At 67.5% G+C, this 15,891-nt stretch carries 19 protein-coding genes; 13 read left to right on the top strand and 6 right to left on the bottom strand.

Translation table 11 applies throughout. The features are described from left to right. Positions 1 to 2 precede the first annotated feature (2 nt). From ABE546_RS03750 to ABE546_RS03720, 7 genes are all read left to right on the top strand, one after another. On the top strand, positions 3 to 296 hold the full coding sequence (locus tag ABE546_RS03750; protein ID WP_313219851.1) for an immunity 53 family protein: 294 nt from the start codon (positions 3 to 5) through the stop codon (positions 294 to 296). A gap of 28 nt (positions 297 to 324) precedes the next feature. Further along, positions 325 to 675: a VOC family protein gene (locus ABE546_RS03745; protein WP_313211223.1), complete on the top strand. Its 351-nt coding sequence runs from the start codon at positions 325 to 327 to the stop codon at positions 673 to 675. Between the two features lie 13 nt (positions 676 to 688). Beyond that, the gene (locus ABE546_RS03740) at positions 689 to 1,162 is read left to right on the top strand and encodes a hypothetical protein (RefSeq protein WP_313211224.1); all 474 of its coding nucleotides are present in this window, start codon (positions 689 to 691) and stop codon (positions 1,160 to 1,162) included. Positions 1,163 to 1,245: 83 nt separating this feature from the next. Beyond that, positions 1,246 to 2,304, top strand: a complete 1,059-nt coding sequence (locus ABE546_RS03735) for an ATP-binding protein (protein WP_346462738.1) — start codon at positions 1,246 to 1,248, stop codon at positions 2,302 to 2,304. Next, on the top strand, positions 2,297 to 3,748 hold the full coding sequence (gene ntrC, locus ABE546_RS03730; protein WP_319624542.1) for a nitrogen regulation protein NR(I): 1,452 nt from the start codon (positions 2,297 to 2,299) through the stop codon (positions 3,746 to 3,748). The genes ABE546_RS03735 and ntrC overlap by 8 nt, the downstream gene beginning before the upstream one ends. A 93-nt stretch (positions 3,749 to 3,841) precedes the next feature. Continuing rightward, a complete protein-coding gene (locus tag ABE546_RS03725; protein WP_346462737.1) occupies positions 3,842 to 4,408 on the top strand; it encodes a superoxide dismutase family protein in 567 nt (188 codons plus the stop codon). Positions 4,409 to 4,461: 53 nt separating this feature from the next. Further along, complete coding sequence (locus ABE546_RS03720) at positions 4,462 to 5,097, top strand: superoxide dismutase family protein (protein ID WP_346462736.1); 636 nt, start codon at positions 4,462 to 4,464, stop codon at positions 5,095 to 5,097. 134 nt (positions 5,098 to 5,231) lie between these two features. On the opposite strand, the gene ABE546_RS03715 is transcribed toward ABE546_RS03720, so the two are convergent. Continuing rightward, positions 5,232 to 6,119, bottom strand: a complete 888-nt coding sequence (locus ABE546_RS03715; protein ID WP_346462735.1) for a hypothetical protein — start codon at positions 6,117 to 6,119, stop codon at positions 5,232 to 5,234. Between the two features lie 92 nt (positions 6,120 to 6,211). Here ABE546_RS03715 and ABE546_RS03710 point away from each other — a divergent pair, with 92 nt between their 5' ends. Next, positions 6,212 to 7,507 (top strand): acetyl-CoA C-acetyltransferase, encoded by a 1,296-nt coding sequence (locus ABE546_RS03710; protein ID WP_313219853.1) that lies wholly within the window; start codon positions 6,212 to 6,214, stop codon positions 7,505 to 7,507. A 177-nt stretch (positions 7,508 to 7,684) separates the two neighbouring features. Here ABE546_RS03710 and ABE546_RS03705 read toward each other — a convergent pair whose 3' ends face one another. The 3 genes from ABE546_RS03705 to ABE546_RS03695 form a co-directional block, all read right to left on the bottom strand. After that, the gene (locus ABE546_RS03705) at positions 7,685 to 9,049 is read right to left on the bottom strand and encodes a heme biosynthesis HemY N-terminal domain-containing protein (protein WP_346462734.1); all 1,365 of its coding nucleotides are present in this window, start codon (positions 9,047 to 9,049) and stop codon (positions 7,685 to 7,687) included. A 3-nt stretch (positions 9,050 to 9,052) separates the two neighbouring features. Further along, entirely contained in the window at positions 9,053 to 10,030 is a 978-nt protein-coding gene (locus tag ABE546_RS03700) for a uroporphyrinogen-III C-methyltransferase (protein WP_346462733.1), read from the bottom strand. Between the two features lie 109 nt (positions 10,031 to 10,139). Further along, positions 10,140 to 10,916: a uroporphyrinogen-III synthase gene (locus tag ABE546_RS03695; RefSeq protein WP_346462732.1), complete on the bottom strand. Its 777-nt coding sequence runs from the start codon at positions 10,914 to 10,916 to the stop codon at positions 10,140 to 10,142. A 43-nt stretch (positions 10,917 to 10,959) separates the two neighbouring features. Between ABE546_RS03695 and ABE546_RS03690 the strand changes: the two genes are divergently transcribed. The 5 genes from ABE546_RS03690 to ABE546_RS03670 all read left to right on the top strand — a co-directional run bounded on the left by ABE546_RS03690 (position 10,960) and on the right by ABE546_RS03670 (position 14,075). Further along, positions 10,960 to 11,430 (top strand): YiiD C-terminal domain-containing protein, encoded by a 471-nt coding sequence (locus tag ABE546_RS03690; RefSeq protein WP_026070058.1) that lies wholly within the window; start codon positions 10,960 to 10,962, stop codon positions 11,428 to 11,430. Positions 11,431 to 11,460: 30 nt separating this feature from the next. Beyond that, positions 11,461 to 11,895: a hypothetical protein gene (locus ABE546_RS03685; protein ID WP_121044462.1), complete on the top strand. Its 435-nt coding sequence runs from the start codon at positions 11,461 to 11,463 to the stop codon at positions 11,893 to 11,895. 78 nt (positions 11,896 to 11,973) lie between these two features. Next, positions 11,974 to 12,411 (top strand): rhodanese-like domain-containing protein, encoded by a 438-nt coding sequence (locus tag ABE546_RS03680; RefSeq protein ID WP_346462816.1) that lies wholly within the window; start codon positions 11,974 to 11,976, stop codon positions 12,409 to 12,411. A 105-nt stretch (positions 12,412 to 12,516) separates the two neighbouring features. Continuing rightward, a complete protein-coding gene (gene secB, locus ABE546_RS03675) occupies positions 12,517 to 13,032 on the top strand; it encodes a protein-export chaperone SecB (RefSeq protein WP_019184891.1) in 516 nt (171 codons plus the stop codon). Between the two features lie 17 nt (positions 13,033 to 13,049). Further along, a complete protein-coding gene (locus ABE546_RS03670; RefSeq protein WP_121044455.1) occupies positions 13,050 to 14,075 on the top strand; it encodes an NAD(P)H-dependent glycerol-3-phosphate dehydrogenase in 1,026 nt (341 codons plus the stop codon). Between the two features lie 341 nt (positions 14,076 to 14,416). Here the strand turns inward: ABE546_RS03670 and ABE546_RS03665 are convergent, their stop codons facing one another. Continuing rightward, complete coding sequence (locus tag ABE546_RS03665; RefSeq protein ID WP_313212642.1) at positions 14,417 to 14,989, bottom strand: Ax21 family protein; 573 nt, start codon at positions 14,987 to 14,989, stop codon at positions 14,417 to 14,419. A 259-nt stretch (positions 14,990 to 15,248) separates the two neighbouring features. Further along, positions 15,249 to 15,887 (bottom strand): response regulator transcription factor, encoded by a 639-nt coding sequence (locus ABE546_RS03660; RefSeq protein ID WP_313212641.1) that lies wholly within the window; start codon positions 15,885 to 15,887, stop codon positions 15,249 to 15,251. Positions 15,888 to 15,891: the final 4 nt, after the last annotated feature.

Below are 15,891 nucleotides of genomic sequence, written 5' to 3'. Positions count from 1 at the left end.
CGATGGATGAACTGCAGCGACTCCAGCACTGGTATCGAATGCAGTGCAATGAGGACTGGGAGCATACGTTCGGGGTCACTATCGAGACCCTTGATAACCCCGGCTGGCACGTCAGCATTGATCTCATCGAGACGGAGCTTGAGCAAAAGCCCTTTGCATCGATCAGCCGCGGGGACTCGGAAGATGATGCTGACTGGATCATCTGCACGGTTGAGAAGTCGCAGTTTGTGGCGAGCGGTGGCGCCGGGAACTTGACTGAGTTGCTTGGTGTATTTCTCAGTTGGGCTGAGGCTTAGCACTAGCGATCAATTGCCGGGAGGACTCATGAAAGTCAAACGCATCATCGCCAACATCGCCGCGTCCGACCCCGCCGCCGCGGACAGTTTCTATCGGGACATCCTCGGCCTGGAACTGGTCATGGATCACGGCTGGATCCGCACGTACGCCGGGTCAGCCGACATGAACGTCCAGGTGAGTGTCGCGGCCGAGGGCGGATCCGGTACCGAGGTTCCCGATCTTTCCATCGAGGTGGACGACGTGGACGAAGCGCTCCGACGGGTCCAGGCGGCGAACTTGCCCATCGCGTATGGCCCAGCCAACGAACCATGGGGCGTCCGCAGATTCCATGTCCGGGATCCGTTGGGCCAGCTGGTAAATATCCTGGAGCATGTCTAGGTACAGACTGACCATGCACACAACTTCTCTAGATGTCGCAGACGACGCAACGGCCTGCGCTTTCTTCCGGATTGGACTGGTCTTGGGCGTGCTGGATGAGGAGGCCAGCCGGGAATGGGCGTACGCCCGGATCGAAGCACGCGATACGCCGGCCATCGAGATCATCGAAATCGCCACCGCGTATGACCGCAATGCAGCTCTGGATGCGCTGCAAGCCGTTACGGCCCATGCCGATTGGCCAGCCGCCGGCCGCTGGCTGCTGGAGGACTTGCTGGCGCAGTTCCAGTCCGGTCAGCGCTCGGCGTTGGACACGTGCCGGACCGCCATGCAGGTGGCGCGTGCGACGCAGCTTCCGGAGGATGTCTACTATGCGTTCGATGGTCTCGAAGACGAGTTGGTGCTTTTGGCCAATGGGATCTACGGAACAGTTGCCGGGCTCGAGGCGGACTTGGTAGACGCACTGAAGCAGCACTCCGGCACCGTTTGATTTGACCTGAATCTCTCGGCGATCTACTCCGTCCACAGTCCTCCTACGCTCAACCCACCTTCGTTTTGCACTACATTGGTGCAATGACCACCACGCTCCCGCCTCCCGCCCTCGACGCCCTCGGCACTCCGGTCGCCTGGGCCGACGCCAGCGGCCGTGTGGTGGGCTGCAATCCGGCCTTCGCCCGCTGGCTGGGCGTGAGCGTGCGCCGCCTGCTGGGCCAGCCGCTGGCTTCGCTGGAGGCCCAGGGCGACGCCTTGGCCCACTTCCTGGCCCGCGATGAGCGCGACACCCTGCGCCTGCACCGGCTGGCCCTGGCGCTGCCGGGCGATGCGCCGCGCTTTGCCGAGGGGTGGCTCAGCCGCTGGGACGAGGGCGGCTGGCTGCTGGAGGCGCATCCGGTCGATGAATTCCCGGGGTTGGACCCCACCCAGGCGCTGCCCAGCGCGCTCAGTGCCGCGCTCAAGGGCCTGGCGCACGAGCTGCGCAATCCGCTGGCGGGATTGAAGGGCGCGGCCCAGCTGCTGGCACGCCGCAACGCGCAACGCGATCCGGACGAGCGTGAACTGATCGAGCTGATCGGCTCGGAGATCGAGCGCCTGAACGGCCTGCTCGAGCAACTGCTGTCACCCGCGCCGGCCGCGCCGCATGCAGCGCTCAACATTCATGCCTCGCTGGAACGCGTCCTGCGCCTGGCCGAGAGCGAGGGTGGCTGGGCGGTCCGGATCCAGCGCGATTACGACCCCAGCATTCCCGAGTTTGATGGCGATGCGGACCGGCTCACCCAGGCCGTGTGGAACCTGGTCCGCAATGCGATCCAGGCCGGTGCGGGCACCGTCACCCTGCGCACGCGCGTGGAGCACGGCGTGCGCATCACCGATCAACTGCATCCGCTGGCGCTGCGGCTGGAAATCGCCGATGACGGCCGTGGCGTGCCAGAAGACCTGGCCGAGCATCTGTTCCTGCCGCTGGTCAGCGGCCGCGCCGAAGGCACCGGGCTGGGCCTGGCGTTGGCGCAGCAGGTCGCGCGCGAGCATCGCGGCACCCTGACCTACCGCTCGCGCCCGGGCCATACCGTATTCACCGTGCTGCTGCCGATCGGGCAGGGCACCCCCGCCGAGGACACTGCCGCCCATGGCTGACCAGGTCGACACCACCGCCCAGCGCGTCTGGGTGGTCGACGATGACCGCGCGGTGCGCTTCGTGCTGTGCACCGCGCTGCGCGAGGCTGGCTACCGTGTCGAAGGGTTCGACGGTGCGGCTGCCGCGCTGGCGATGCTCGCCGAGCAGGCGCCGCCGGATCTGCTGTTCACCGATGTCCGCATGCCCGGCGATGATGGGCTGGTGTTGCTCGACAAGCTCAAGGCAGCGCATCCGCAGCTGCCGGTGATCGTGATGTCGGCCTATACCGATGTGGCGAGCACCGCAGGTGCCTTCCGCGGCGGTGCACAGGAGTTCCTGTCCAAGCCATTCGATCTGGACGATGCGGTCGCCCTGGCGCAGCGCGTCCTGCCGGCCCCGGATGTCACCTTGGCCGAGCCGAGCGAGACCGCCAGCACGATACCGCCCGATCAGCGTCCGCAGCTGGTCGGCGATACGCCGGCGATGCGCGCGCTGTTCCGCGCGATCGGGCGCCTCGCGCAGGCGCCGTTGTCGGTGTTGATCAATGGCGAAACCGGCACCGGCAAGGAGCTGGTCGCGCATGCGCTGCACCACGAGTCGCCGCGGGTGCAGGGGCCGTTCGTCGCCCTCAATACCGCGGCGATTCCGTCCGAACTGCTGGAAAGCGAGTTGTTCGGCCACGAGGCCGGTGCGTTCACCGGTGCGCAGCGTCGCCACATCGGCCGCTTCGAGCAGGCCAATGGCGGCACCTTGTTCCTGGATGAAATCGGCGACATGCCGTTGCCGCTGCAGACACGGCTGCTGCGCGTGCTGGCCGAGGGCGAGTTCTTCCGCGTCGGCGGGCGCGAGTTGATCCGGGTCGATGTGCGTGTGATCGCCGCGACCCATCAGGATCTGGAAACGCTGGTCGCGCAGGGGCGCTTCCGCGCGGATCTGCTGCACCGGCTGGATGTGGTGCGGTTGCGACTGCCGCCGCTGCGTGAGCGTCGCGACGATGTCGCGCAGCTGGCCGAGACCTTCCTGGCCGCGGCCGCGCGCAAACTGGATACGCCACCCAAGCGGCTGACCGCGGCGGCCCTGCAGGCGCTGCGCGAACACGATTGGCCCGGCAACGTGCGTGAGCTGGAGAACGTGTGCTGGCGCATGGCGGCGCTTGCCGCGGCCGACAGCATCGGCGTGGCCGATGTGGACAGCGCACTGCACCGCGGTGCCGGCGCACCGCGCTCGCGCAGTGCCGGCGATCCGGGGCAGTGGGAAACGTTGCTTTCGGCATGGGCGCGCCAGCGTCTGGCCGAAGGGGCTGAAGGTCTGCACGCGCAGGTGCGCGACCGGGTCGACCAGGCGCTGCTCGAAGCGGCCCTGCAGATCACCCATGGCCGCCGTGCCGAGGCCGCCGCGCGGCTGGGCATGGGCCGCAACACCCTCACCCGCAAGCTCGGCGCCGGCCGCCGTCGCGGCGGATGAACCGCATGTCCACACCGCGTGTGCGCGATGTCCGGGCCGCTTTCATGGCCCGTGGACGAGCACACGGTTAGTTTGCAACCAAGGAGTCTTCCCATGCGCAGTTCCCAAGTCGTCCTCGCTGCGGTGATCGCGGTCGGTCTGGCCGCCTGCGGCACCACACCGCCGCCGCGCCCCGTCGCCCCCGTCGTACCGGTGGTCAGCACCGCGCAGATGGCCGAATCCAATCTGTCGCCGGCCTCGGCCAGTCTGGTCAGTGGACGCCTGGCGCTGGTGCCGGACGCCCGTGGCGTGCACATCACCGGGGTCATCGGTGGCCTGCAGCCGCTGCAGGTAGCCGGGTTCCATGTGCATGAGCGCGGCGACTGCAGTGCGGTCGACGCGAGCAGCGCTGGCGCGCATTTCAATCCCGCCGGTCAGCCGCACGGCCGCAACAGTGCCGGTGCGCATCACGCCGGTGACATGGACAACCTGCGCGCCGATGCGCAGGGTCGCGTCAACGTCGACATCCGCCTGCCAGCGGTTACGCTTGGCGGCGGCGCAGCCACTGATATCGCCGGGCGTGCACTGATCGTGCACGCCAACGCCGACGATTATCGCAGCCAGCCGGCCGGCAACGCCGGCGCCCGCATTGCCTGCGGCGTCATCCGGGTCGTGCGCTGATCGCGCCCTCCCACGACGTCGTTTCTACCAACGCTACCCGCAAGGAGATCCACATGCGCCTGATCCACACCACGCTGTTCGCTGCCATCGCCGCGCTCTGCCTGACCGCCTGCAACAAGCCGGCCGACACTACCCCGGAAGCCACCCCGGCCGCCGAAGCCACTGCCGCCCAGCCGACCGCTGAAGCGACCCCCGAGGCACCGCCGGCGATGACCAGCGAAGCCCATGCCAACCACACCGCCAGTGCCGATCTCGCGGCCACCCAGGGCAATGACGTCAAAGGCACCGTGACCTTCAGCGTCGTTGACGGCAAGGTGCACGTGAAAGGCCAGGTCAGCGGCCTGAAGCCGAACAGCGAGCACGGCTTCCACATCCATGAGAAGGGCGACTGCAGCGCGCCGGACGGCGCCAGCGCCGGCGGCCACTTCAACCCGGGCCAGGAAGACCATGGCAGCGTGGCCAGCGAACCGCATCACGGCGGCGACATGCCCAACATCAAGGCCGACGCCCAGGGCAACGCCGTGGTCGACGCCCCGGTGTCGACCAACGTCAACATCGGCAAGGGGGATGGCTTTGACATCATCGGCCGCGGCCTGATCGTCCATGCCGACGCGGATGACTACAAGACCCAGCCGACCGGCAATGCCGGTGCACGCCTGGCCTGCGCGGTGATCAAAGCGGCCCTGTAATCCGGGCCGTGTTTGACGAAAAACGCCGGCGAAAGCCGGCGTTTTTTTTGAACGTTGGTAGAGCCACGCCATGCGTGGCTGCAATGAGCGATATCGATTTTCCCGAGGGAGCCGGCCAGCGGCCGGCATTACCGTTAGCGGGTGAGCAGTTCGCGCGCGTCCTGTCCGGCCTCGCAATGCACGAACAGCACCGGCAGGCCATGCGCTTCGAGCACGGCGGCCATCTGCCGCTGGCGGATCAGGTACTGGTCGTAGATGCCCTGCAGGCGATCGCAGTCGCCGGTGCCGTGGTTGTAGTACGCACACCAGCCGGCGGGGTCGAACAGCGCCATACGCACTTCGCCATCAGCGTATCGAAGCAGCGGCTCCGGCGCGGCATCCAGCCACTCTTCCACGTGCGGTGCCATCAGCGCGGTTTCGATCAGCGGCCACAGAATCGCCAGGCCCTGGTTGTCGTACTGCATCGACATCATCGCGGCGAGATCATTCACCGTGAAATAGCGGGCGTGCTCGATCTGCGCGCCGAAGGCGTTCTGCGCCTGCAGCGCGGTATCGGCCTGCGCCATGCCCTGGGCCAGCAGCACCTCTTCCAGTGCTTCGGCCACGGCCTGGGTCTGGACGACTTCGGTGCCGGTCAGCAGGAACGGGACGACCCGCAGGCCGCCACCGGTCAGGCTGGCATCGGCCTGGAACGGCAACGGCACATCGCCGTCGGCGCCGGCACCAAAGGCCAGCACGCGCGGGCCCTGGTTGCGGCCCGGGGCGCGCATCTGCAGTTCTTCCAGGCGCCGGTGCACCGGCCAGCCCGGGCGCAGGATTTCCGCCGGATCGAAATGGGCGCCGGCGAACACGAAGTCCAGCCCGCTGACGCCGGGCACCAGCTTGGCCAGATCGCGGCCGACGCGCTCGGCCAGTTCACCAGCCTGTTCGGAGGACAGCGCGGCATGGCGCGGGGCGTCGCCGCCGGCCAGTTCCAATGCCAGTACGCCAATGGCATTCATGCCGTGGTCGGGTTTGCTCATGGTTTCACGGTTGGCCCATCACAGGGCGGCAGCTACACTTGGCCCCATTATGCCTGCTCCTTCGTGCAGGCCATGTTGCAGACACCCCTCCCATGCCAGGTATCTCCATGCCCAACGCCCGTCCCGTCGCCATCCTCGGCGGCGTCCGCATTCCGTTCTGTCGCCAGAACACGGCTTATTCGGACGTCGGCAACCTCGGTATGTCGGTGCGCACCCTCGGTGCGCTGGTCGAACGCTTCGGCCTGCACGGCCAGCAGTTGGGCGAAGTGGCGATGGGCGCGGTGATCAAGCACTCCAGCGACTGGAACCTCGGCCGCGAAGCCACGCTGTCCTCGGGCCTGTCTCCGCTGACCCCCGGTATCACCATGCAGCGCGCCTGCGGCACCTCGCTGGATACGATCATCGCGGTGGCCAACAAGATCGCGCTGGGCCAGATCGATTCGGGCATCGGCGGCGGTTCGGACACCACCTCCGATGTGCCGATCGTCTATGGCAAGAAGCTGCGCGCGCGCCTGCTGGCGGCCAACCGCGCCAAGAGCACCGGCGACAAGCTCAAGGCACTGACCCGCGGCTTCAAGCTGAGCGAGCTCAAGCCGGAGTTCCCGGGCGTGGCCGAGCCGCGTACCGGCAAGAGCATGGGCGACCACTGCGAAGACATGGCCAAGGAGTGGAACATCTCCCGCGACTCGCAGGACGAGTGGGCAGTGTCCTCGCACAAGAAGCTGGCCGCCGCCTATGAGCGCGGGTTCTTCACCGATCTGATCGCGCCGTTCCGCGGCGTGGAGCGCGACAACATCCTGCGCGCCGATACCTCGCTGGAAAAGCTGGCCACGCTGAAGCCGGCGTTCGACAAGGTCTCCGGCCGCGGCACGCTGACCGCCGCCAACTCCACCCCGCTCACCGACGGCGCCTCGGCGGTGCTGCTGGCCAGCGAGGAATGGGCGCGCGCGCACGGCCACGAACCGCTGGCCTACCTGCGTGATTCGCAGGTGGCGGCCGTTGATTTCGTGCACGGCGAAGGCCTGTTGATGGCGCCGACCATCGCCGTGCCGGAGATGCTCAAGCGCAACGGCCTGACCCTGCAGGATTTCGACCTCTACGAAATCCACGAAGCGTTCGCCGCCCAGGTGCTGTGCACGCTGCGCGCGTGGGAAAGCGAAGACTACTGCCGCAACCGCCTCGGCCTGGATGCGCCGCTGGGCAAGATCGACCCGGCCAAGATCAATCCGCTGGGCTCCTCGCTGGCCACCGGCCACCCGTTCGCCGCCACCGGCGCCCGCGTGATCGCCACGGCGGCCAAGCAGCTGGCCGAACGCGGCGGTGGTCGCGCGCTGGTCTCGATCTGCACCGCCGGTGGCATGGGCGTGGTGGCGATCGTCGAGCGCTGATCGCCGGCGGCATTGAACGAAGAAGGCCGCCCCGGGGCGGCCTTCTTTTTTTGTATCTGGCGGAGATGTGCACCATTGGGCTCTGGTAGTGCCGGCCGCTGGCCGGCTCCTCCACACCGTCACAGAGGCCCCGCATTGCCGGCCAGCGGCCGGCACTACCGGGTGCCGCGTCGCCCTTTACGGCAGGCGCGGATTGCCGAACTCGTCGCGTTCCACGTGCAGGCGATCTTCTTCGACGTGCACGCGCCCCTGTTCCACGTGCAGGCGATCCTGCACCGGGGCCGGTTCGCCCATCAGTGATTGCTCTTCGATGGTGGCGCGCTCGGGCACGATCGGATCCAGCGGAGGGGTGGCCGATGCACGGGCCAGCGCCACGCTGTCGTCGCCGCGCTGCTGGCGCAGGGCATTGGCGAAGCACTGCGAGGCCAGTGCGGTCTCGCCGCGATCCAGGAACACCTCGCCCAACGCTTCCCACGCGGCCGGGCCGGCGCCGGCGGCGATCGCGCGGTGCAGGTAATCCTCGGCCAGCGTGTGCTGGCGCTGACGGGCGGCGATGCGGCCCAGCGCCAGCAGCAGTGCGGGGCTGGAGGGCTGCGTGGTCAACCAGCGTTGCAGATTGGCTTGGCGCGTGGCCAGCTTTTCCACCGGCATCTGGCCGTAAAGCGTCACCACCGATTCGTCCCAGCGCGTGTCCAGTGCCTGTTCGAGGTTGAGCAGGGCCGGTTCGTCCCAGTCCAGTGCCACTGCGCGCAGCGCATAGGCGGAGACGACATCGGGATCGCTGCGCAGGGCCTTTGGCGTGGCTTCCCACTGTGCGGCCAGCGCGTTGACGTCACCGGCTTCCAGCAGCGACTGTGCGGCCAGGCGGATTTCCAGCTCGGCCACGGCTGCATCCGGCAGGACCTTCTGCTTGCGCAGTGCGCCCAGCTGGCCATAGGCCTCATGCGCGCGATCGGCACGTGCCAGCGCTTCGGTGCGCAGCCACAGGCCACGCGGCGGCAGCGGCTGGATCGCGGCAACGTCCAGCACGTTGATCGCATCGACCGGGCGTTCCTGCACCAGCAGGCGCTCGGCCAGCAGCAGGGCATGGCTGGTGGCATCTTCGGTGGCCAGGCGCTGCAGGTACTGATTGACCGCAGCATCGTCATCGCGCGCCTGCGCACTGCGCACCGCGGTCACCATGGCGACAGCGCTCACTTCCTTGTCTTCAGCCGCACTGGTCAGCAGTTTTTCCGCACGCTGCCAGTGGCCGTGTTCGTGCGCCTGCAGGCCTTCGGTCAGGCGCGCGCGGCCCTGCTTGCGGCGGTAGCGGCCCCAGGCGCGGAACGGCGAGGCCAGCAGACTCCACAGCAGCCACAGCACCAGCAGCCCGACCAGCACCATCAGGGCAACCTGGGGCACGGTGGAGCGGTAGTCGGTGCCGCCGTAGCGGTAGATCACTTCGCCGAACTGGCGCAGCTGTTCGGTGCCGAGCCACTGTGAGGCGATCACGCCCAAGGCCACGGCCAGGAGCAGGACCACCAGAGATTGAAAGGGCTTCATCGATTATCTCCCGTTACGCATCGAGCGCAGTTGCTGCAGGGTGCTGCCCAGTTCGGGCAGCGATGGACGCAGCTCGCAGGCGCGTAGTTGCTGCAGTTCAGCACGTTGCTCGCGCAGAGCAGGTGAATCCGGCCACAGCCGCGGCAGCCACAGGGCAACGCGGTCCAGCGCCTGGAGATACCCCGGCTGATCGCCGCGCTCCACCGCTGCCCGCGCCAAGGTCAGTTCCAGCTGCAGCGAATCCCACGCGGCCACGCGGTCGGCTTCGGTCAGCGGGCCCTGCAGGCGGGTGGGGGTGATGGTCACGAACGGCGCCAGCACCTGGTGCCACCAGGGCGTGGCGCCAGCGGTATCGGCGGGGGCGTCGATCTGTTCGGGCAGGGTGGTCAGGGCCTGGGCGAACCGGCCCAACCGTGCCTGGGTCTGCGCGCGCACCCCGGGGCCGAGCGCGTCCACCGCATTGCGCTCCTGCATCAATGCCTGCCGCAGGTTCAGATACTCGTTGCCCTGCACATCGTCCAGCGAGGCGGCCGCCAACGCGTACAGGCGCTTGGCGCCTTCTGCGTCATCGGCATAGGCCAGCCGCTGGCCGGCCTGGCTCAACAACAGTTCGGCTTCTTCCAGCTGCAGTGCCTGCGCGCCGTGGCGGGTGCTGTCGGCCAGCTTGGCCAGGTTCTCTTCAAGCAGCGCATTGCGCTGGCTCAGGCCGAGCATTTCATCGCGCAGCACGCGGTTGGTGGCGGCGGCGTCCTGCACGCGCTGGGAGGTCGAACGCTGGTCGCGGCGCAGTGCTTCCACGCTGTCCAGCAGGCCCTGCACCTGCAGCTGGTCGTTCTCTTGCCGCAGTCGTTCCTGCGCCTGTCGCGATTGCCACTGCGTCCAGCCCCAGGCGCCGCCGCCGGCCAACACGACAAGCGCCGTGATCGGCACGATCCAGCGCAGGGGGCGGCTCGGAGAGGGGGGCGAAACAGGGTCATTCATACGGGCATCCTTGTCGCGCGCGCCGGGCAATCCGCTTGGCTGGCGAGCGACGTGGCACACAGCATCGCCCGCCGCCCAAGGCCCCTGCAAGACCGCCCCGGCTCCCTGTTCAGGAAGATGCGGGCGGGATGAGCGCGGCGTGTGCAGCCGCAACCAACTGTGCCGGCATCGGCCCGGCGGCGACCCGCACCTGCCCGAAGCCTGCGGCGCGCGCCTGTGCGGCCAGCCGCTCGCTGGCGGCCACCACGGTGGCCGCGCGCAGCGGTGCCTGCAGATCGTCGGGCAACTGCGCCAGCAACAGCGCCAGGGCCTCGCCGCTGCTCAGCGCCAGCACCCAGGGCATGGCCGCACGGCGCAGGCGCTGCAGGGCGCGCGGGGCCAGCGGCAGCGGCTGGCGCGCATAGACGTTGGCGCGCAGCAGTTGGGCACCACGTTGCTCAAGGGTCTGCGCGATCACCCCGCGGCCGCCGGGGGCGGTGACCAGGCCCGCGCGCAGGCCGCGCAGGTCAGCCAATGCCGGCAACGCAAGCAGGCCCTCGCTGTCCATCCGTGCCGGTGCGGCGATGTCCTGCGCGCCCTGGCGGTGCAGCGCCGCCGCCGTGCCGGCGCCCACGGCAAGCCACTGCCCCGGGTGGGGTGCGGCCAGATCCACCAGGCGCGCGGCGGCCTGCACCGCGGCGGGACTGCTGAAGACCACCCGCTCGGCCGCCAGCGCGGCGGTGAGGTCGGCGTGGGTGGCAGTATCGCGCTGGGCCTGCAGCGCCCACGGCGACAGCGCGATGAGGTGGGCACCCGCCGCCTTCGCCGCACGCCGCAGTGGCGCATGCTGGCCGCGCGGGCGCAGCGAGATCAGGGTCCAGGGCGCGACTTTCGTTTCGGTGTTCATTGCGGGCATTATGCGAGCCCTTCGATGTGACGTGATCAGCCAGATGTCCGCAACCGATTCCCTGCCGGCGCAGTTGTCCGCGCTGCAGCATGTCCTGGATGCCATGCCGCCGGTGGCGGCCATGCAGATCCGGGTCCACGACTACCGCGATGGCGTCCTGCACATCCACGCTCCGCTGGCGGCCAACGTCAACGACAAGGGCAATGCCTTCGGTGGCAGCCTGGCCTCGGCCCTGACCCTGTCCGGGTGGGCGCTGGTGACCCTGCGCCTGCGCCTGGCCGGGTTCGATGCGGATGTCTACGTCGCCGACAGCCATATCCGCTACCTTGCCCCGGTCTATGGCGATCTGCACGCACAGGCCCAGGCCGATGCGGAAACCGACTGGGACAGCTTCCTGGCCACCTTCGCCCAGCGCGGCAAGGCCCGCATCAGCCTCACCGCCCGCCAGCCGGGCGAGGGCGACAAGGCCGCGGCGGAACTGAGCGGCCGTTTCGTGGCCTTCGCCAGGCGGTAGGATGGGCGCCTTGCCTATTGGGGAATTCGCATGCGCCGTACGCTTCAGATCCTGCTGATCGCCTTGTTCGCGCTGACCAGCGTGAGCGCACTGGCTGCCGAGCAGAAGACCACCAGGAAGCAGCGCAAGGAACTGGAGGAGACCCAGGTCAAGTACGACGCCACGATGCGCTGGGGCACCGTGGAGGACGCGCTGCCGTACCTGGATCCCGACTATGCCCGTGCCCACCCGATGACCGACCTGGAACTGCGCCGCTTCGAGCAGGTGAAGATCTCCAGCTATCGCGCCGGCGACAACGTGCCGCTGCCCGATGGCCGGGTCGGGCGCAACGCCGAGGTGCGGGTGATCAACAACAACACCCAGTCCGAGCGGACGGTACGGGTCCGGGAGATCTGGCGCTGGGACGCCGAGGGCAAGCGCTGGCTCCAGGCCAACGGCCTGCCGGACCTCTGGCAGGAACGCTGACCCCCGCCCGCACGGGGCTGGACGCCGATTCGCCCGCATGTGCGACAATCGGCGCCCGCTTATCGACCCGTGATCTTAGTGAATTACGAAGAGTTGCTGGCCTTTGCCGGCCGAAACCCGATGTTGTCGATGGCCCTGGTCGGCCTGACCGTGGCCATCATCGTGACCGAAGTCCGCCGCCTGTTCCGCGGCTTCAAGTCGCTCAAGCCGGCCGAACTGATCCAGCTGATGAATGCCGGTGGCGCCATCGTGGTCGATCTGTCTTCGAGCAGCGATTTCGAGAAGGGCCATATCGCGGGCAGCCGCAACGTGCAGCCGGCGCAGTTCGGTCCGGAGCACAAGCTGGTCGCCAAGGCCCAGCAGAGCCCGGTGGTGCTGGTGTGCCGCAGTGGCAATGCCTCCGAGACGGCCGCCAAGGCGCTCAAGAAGGCCGGTTTCACCCAGGTCAACGTGCTCGACGGTGGCATCCCGGCGTGGCAGCAGGCCGAGTTGCCGCTGGTCAAGGGCCGCAACTGATCCCCATCGGATTGCAGCGCACGCCTTGTACGCGGCGCACAGCGCCCCCATCGCAGGGCATGTAACAATCCGTTTTTACAGCATTCATTTTTGGAGCAACAGGAAATGTCCGAAGAGAACACCAACGGCGCTGTCGCGCCGGTCGACGCCGCAACCGGTCCCTCGTTCACCGTCGAGAAGATCTACGTCAAGGACGTTTCGTTCGAATCGCCGAACGCTCCGGCCGTCTTCAATGACGCCGTGCAGCCGGAACTGCAGCTCAACCTGAACCAGCGCGTGCAGCGCCTGGGCGAGAGCGCCTTCGAAGTCGTGCTGGCCGTGACCCTGACCTGCAAGGCCGGCGAGAAGACCGCCTACGTGGCCGAAGTGCAGCAGGCCGGCGTGTTCGGCCTGGTCGGCCTGGACCCGCAGTCGATCGACGTGCTGCTCGGCACCCAGTGCCCGAACATCCTGTTCCCGTACGTGCGTTCGCTGGTGAGCGAGCTGATCCAGGCCGGCGGCTTCCCGCCGTTCTTCCTGCAGCCGATCAACTTCGAAGGCCTGTACGCCGAAACCCTGCGTCAGCGCCAGGAACAGGGCGAAACCTCGCTCGCCGATTCCGAGCCGGCCGGCAACGCCTGATCGGCGCTGCAGTACGGATGAGCAACCACGCAGACAAAATCGCGGTTCTCGGCGCCGGCTCCTGGGGTACTGCCCTGGCGAGCCTGCTCGCGCGGCACGGTCATCCGACCGTGCTGTGGGGGCGCGATGCGGCGATGGTCGAGGCCATCGACCAGCGCCACGAGAACACCCGTTATCTGCCGGGCATTCCGCTGCCCGAGTCGCTGCGCGCGACCACCGATCTGGCCGCTGCCGTCAAGGACGCTGCCTGGATCCTGGTGGTGGTGCCCTCGCACGCCTTCGGTGAAACCGTGCGTGCGCTGGCACCGTTGCGGCCGGCCGATGCCGGCGTGGCCTGGGCGACGAAGGGCTTCGAGCCCGGCTCCGGTCGGTTCCTGCACGAAGTGGCACGTGAGGTCCTCGGGCCGGACGTGCCGCTGGCGGTGGTGACCGGTCCGTCGTTCGCCAAGGAGGTCACCCAGGGTCTGCCGACCGCGATCACCGTGCACGGTGACGCGCCGGACTTCGCCCAGCAGGTGGCCGATGCCATGCACGGTCCGGCGTTCCGCGCCTACACCGGCGATGACATGGTCGGTGCCGAGCTCGGCGGTGCGATGAAGAACGTGCTGGCCGTGGCCACCGGCGTCGCCGATGGCATGCAGCTGGGCCTCAACGCCCGTGCCGGCCTGATCACCCGTGGCCTCAACGAAATGCTGCGGCTGGCCGCGGCGATCGGTGCCAAGCCGGAGACCCTGATGGGGTTGGCCGGGCTGGGCGATCTGGTGCTGACCTGCACCGGCGATCTGTCACGCAACCGTCGCCTGGGCCTGGCCCTGGGTCGCGGCCAGACGTTGACCGATGCGGTCCGTGAGATCGGCCAGGTGGTGGAATCGGTGCAGACCGCCGATGAGGTGATGCGCCAGGCGCGGCGTCACGGCATCGACCTGCCCATCTCCGACCGCGTGCGCGCGGTGCTGCACGGTGAGCAGACGCCGGAAGAAGGATTGCGTGCGCTGTTGGCACGCGAGCAGAAGCCGGAGTATCCGGACACGCTGTTCAAGTGAGGCACGAAAAACCCCGGCAGACGCCGGGGTTTTTTTTGGTTCTTCTTCCATCCGCGTTGCAGGCACGAAGCGCGCTCTGAGTCCCTTCAGGCGCGACGGCGGATGGGTCGGGCGCTGGGCCACGCCAGAACGAAACAACCCGGCACGTGGCCGGGTTGTTTCGTGGCGTACCGACGAGGGTGTCGCCATGCCAACCGCAAAAAAACCGCGACGGCCGTGCAGGTAGAGCCGACCGTTGGTCGGCTGCTGTAAAAGTGAAGCCCGGCGTGAGCCGGGCTTCATGGCGCAGGGGAGAGAGACCGCGCCATCCAACAACGTACCGCGGTGTTGCGTATCGCGTATTACCAGGTGAAGCGCGGACCGACGAACCATTCCTTGTCGCCGCCCTTGGCCAGCTTCACTTCGCCGGCCAGGCCCCAGTTCTGGTTGAGCTTGGCCTGGGCGCCGACGCGGCCGTAGAACTCGCCGTCCGGGTTGATGCCGTGCTTCTTGCTGTAATCCTCGTAACCGGCCATCACGTAGCCTTCGAAGTTCGGGGTGAACGCGCTGCGCACGCCGACTTCGGTCGAGTAGCCGTTGAAGTCCAGGCCGTGCTTCGGATCGAACTTCTGGTAGGCAACGCGGGCGACCAGATCGGTGGTCGGGGCGATGCCGTAGTTGTAGCCGACACCGACCTTCCACTGGTCCACATCGTTGCTGCCGCGCTTGGTTTCCTGCGCGTTGTAGTCACCGAAGATGTGGAAGTTCGGCGCCACGGCGACCGAGCCCTTCACCGCCCAACCATCAGCGTCGCCGCCCTTGGCATCGGTGTTCACGTAGCCGCCTTCAACATAGTTGTACGACAGACCGTCGGTTGCCGACGCAGCGAACGGCAGTGCAGCCAGCAGACCCAGAGCAAGCAGGGAAGTCTTCATTTTCGGGGACACCTTTGTATTTTTTGGTTTTGTCCGCCAGCAGAGGGGAGGGGAAATCGCTGCTGGCGACAGGTGTGAATTATCCGTTAGTCACCCCAATTAGCCCTGAATATCAAACTGAGCAGTACATAAATACAAGGGCATTCCAGGGAACTTTGCCGACGCGATCTGCTATGCACGCGCGCACTGCATCGCGACGATGACGGTGCATCGCCGGCGCAGAAAAATGAGAAACGCGCCCGCTATCGGGCGTCTGGGATCAGCGTTCGCCGTCGCGCAGGTAATCGAACAACTCGGCGTCGCCTTTCAGACCGAGCTTCAACATCGCATCGCCTTTCTGGCGGCTGATGGTGCTCACGCTCTTGTGCAGATGGATGGCGATCTCTTTGACCGTCATGCCGCTGCCGAGCAGACGCAGCACTTCCACTTCGCGCGGTGACAGGGGACGGGCTTCGCCTTCCTCGACACTCTCCGTGCCGATTGCGTCAATGCGTTCCTTCAGCGACAGGCTGACGTAGGACATGCCACGCTGCACCGTCTGGATCGCCAGCGGCAGTTCGTCCATCGACGAGGTCTTGTCGACCAGCCCCAGCACGCCGGTAGCGACGACCATGCGCAGGATCGCCAGATTGTTGGACACGCTGAGCATCAGCACCGGCAGCTCGGGAAAACGACGGCGGATCATGGCGATCATCGCGAAGCCATCGGCCTGCGCGCCGCCGGGCATGGAGTAGTCGGTGACCAGGACATCGCACTCGTGGTCGCCCAGTGCGGTCATCAGCTCGGCCACGGTGCTGGCCTCGGCCACCACCTGGCCAACGCCGCTGGATTCGATCACGGCCTTCGTGCCGATCCGTACGACTGGATGGTCATCGGCAATGATAATGCGCAGGGTCATGGAC

Origin of the sequence: Stenotrophomonas sp. TWI377 (assembly GCF_039674525.1) — a bacterium.
Lineage (GTDB): Bacteria > Pseudomonadota > Gammaproteobacteria > Xanthomonadales > Xanthomonadaceae > Stenotrophomonas.
This window is presented reverse-complemented; position numbering and strand designations above follow the sequence as displayed.

Bases quoted from the DNA above. Each gene is read 5' to 3' on its own strand.
- ABE546_RS03750 (WP_313219851.1), top strand. From the start codon at position 3: ATGGATGAACTGCAGCGACTCCAGCACTGGTATCGAATGCAGTGCAAT.
- ABE546_RS03745 (WP_313211223.1), top strand. From the start codon at position 325: ATGAAAGTCAAACGCATCATCGCCAACATCGCCGCGTCCGACCCCGCC.
- ABE546_RS03740 (WP_313211224.1), top strand. From the start codon at position 689: ATGCACACAACTTCTCTAGATGTCGCAGACGACGCAACGGCCTGCGCT.
- ABE546_RS03735 (WP_346462738.1), top strand. From the start codon at position 1,246: ATGACCACCACGCTCCCGCCTCCCGCCCTCGACGCCCTCGGCACTCCG.
- ntrC (WP_319624542.1), top strand. From the start codon at position 2,297: ATGGCTGACCAGGTCGACACCACCGCCCAGCGCGTCTGGGTGGTCGAC.
- ABE546_RS03725 (WP_346462737.1), top strand. From the start codon at position 3,842: ATGCGCAGTTCCCAAGTCGTCCTCGCTGCGGTGATCGCGGTCGGTCTG.
- ABE546_RS03720 (WP_346462736.1), top strand. From the start codon at position 4,462: ATGCGCCTGATCCACACCACGCTGTTCGCTGCCATCGCCGCGCTCTGC.
- ABE546_RS03715 (WP_346462735.1), bottom strand. From the start codon at position 6,119: ATGAGCAAACCCGACCACGGCATGAATGCCATTGGCGTACTGGCATTG.
- ABE546_RS03710 (WP_313219853.1), top strand. From the start codon at position 6,212: ATGCCAGGTATCTCCATGCCCAACGCCCGTCCCGTCGCCATCCTCGGC.
- ABE546_RS03705 (WP_346462734.1), bottom strand. From the start codon at position 9,049: ATGAAGCCCTTTCAATCTCTGGTGGTCCTGCTCCTGGCCGTGGCCTTG.
- ABE546_RS03700 (WP_346462733.1), bottom strand. From the start codon at position 10,030: ATGAATGACCCTGTTTCGCCCCCCTCTCCGAGCCGCCCCCTGCGCTGG.
- ABE546_RS03695 (WP_346462732.1), bottom strand. From the start codon at position 10,916: ATGAACACCGAAACGAAAGTCGCGCCCTGGACCCTGATCTCGCTGCGC.
- ABE546_RS03690 (WP_026070058.1), top strand. From the start codon at position 10,960: ATGTCCGCAACCGATTCCCTGCCGGCGCAGTTGTCCGCGCTGCAGCAT.
- ABE546_RS03685 (WP_121044462.1), top strand. From the start codon at position 11,461: ATGCGCCGTACGCTTCAGATCCTGCTGATCGCCTTGTTCGCGCTGACC.
- secB (WP_019184891.1), top strand. From the start codon at position 12,517: ATGTCCGAAGAGAACACCAACGGCGCTGTCGCGCCGGTCGACGCCGCA.
- ABE546_RS03670 (WP_121044455.1), top strand. From the start codon at position 13,050: ATGAGCAACCACGCAGACAAAATCGCGGTTCTCGGCGCCGGCTCCTGG.
- ABE546_RS03665 (WP_313212642.1), bottom strand. From the start codon at position 14,989: ATGAAGACTTCCCTGCTTGCTCTGGGTCTGCTGGCTGCACTGCCGTTC.
- ABE546_RS03660 (WP_313212641.1), bottom strand. From the start codon at position 15,887: ATGACCCTGCGCATTATCATTGCCGATGACCATCCAGTCGTACGGATC.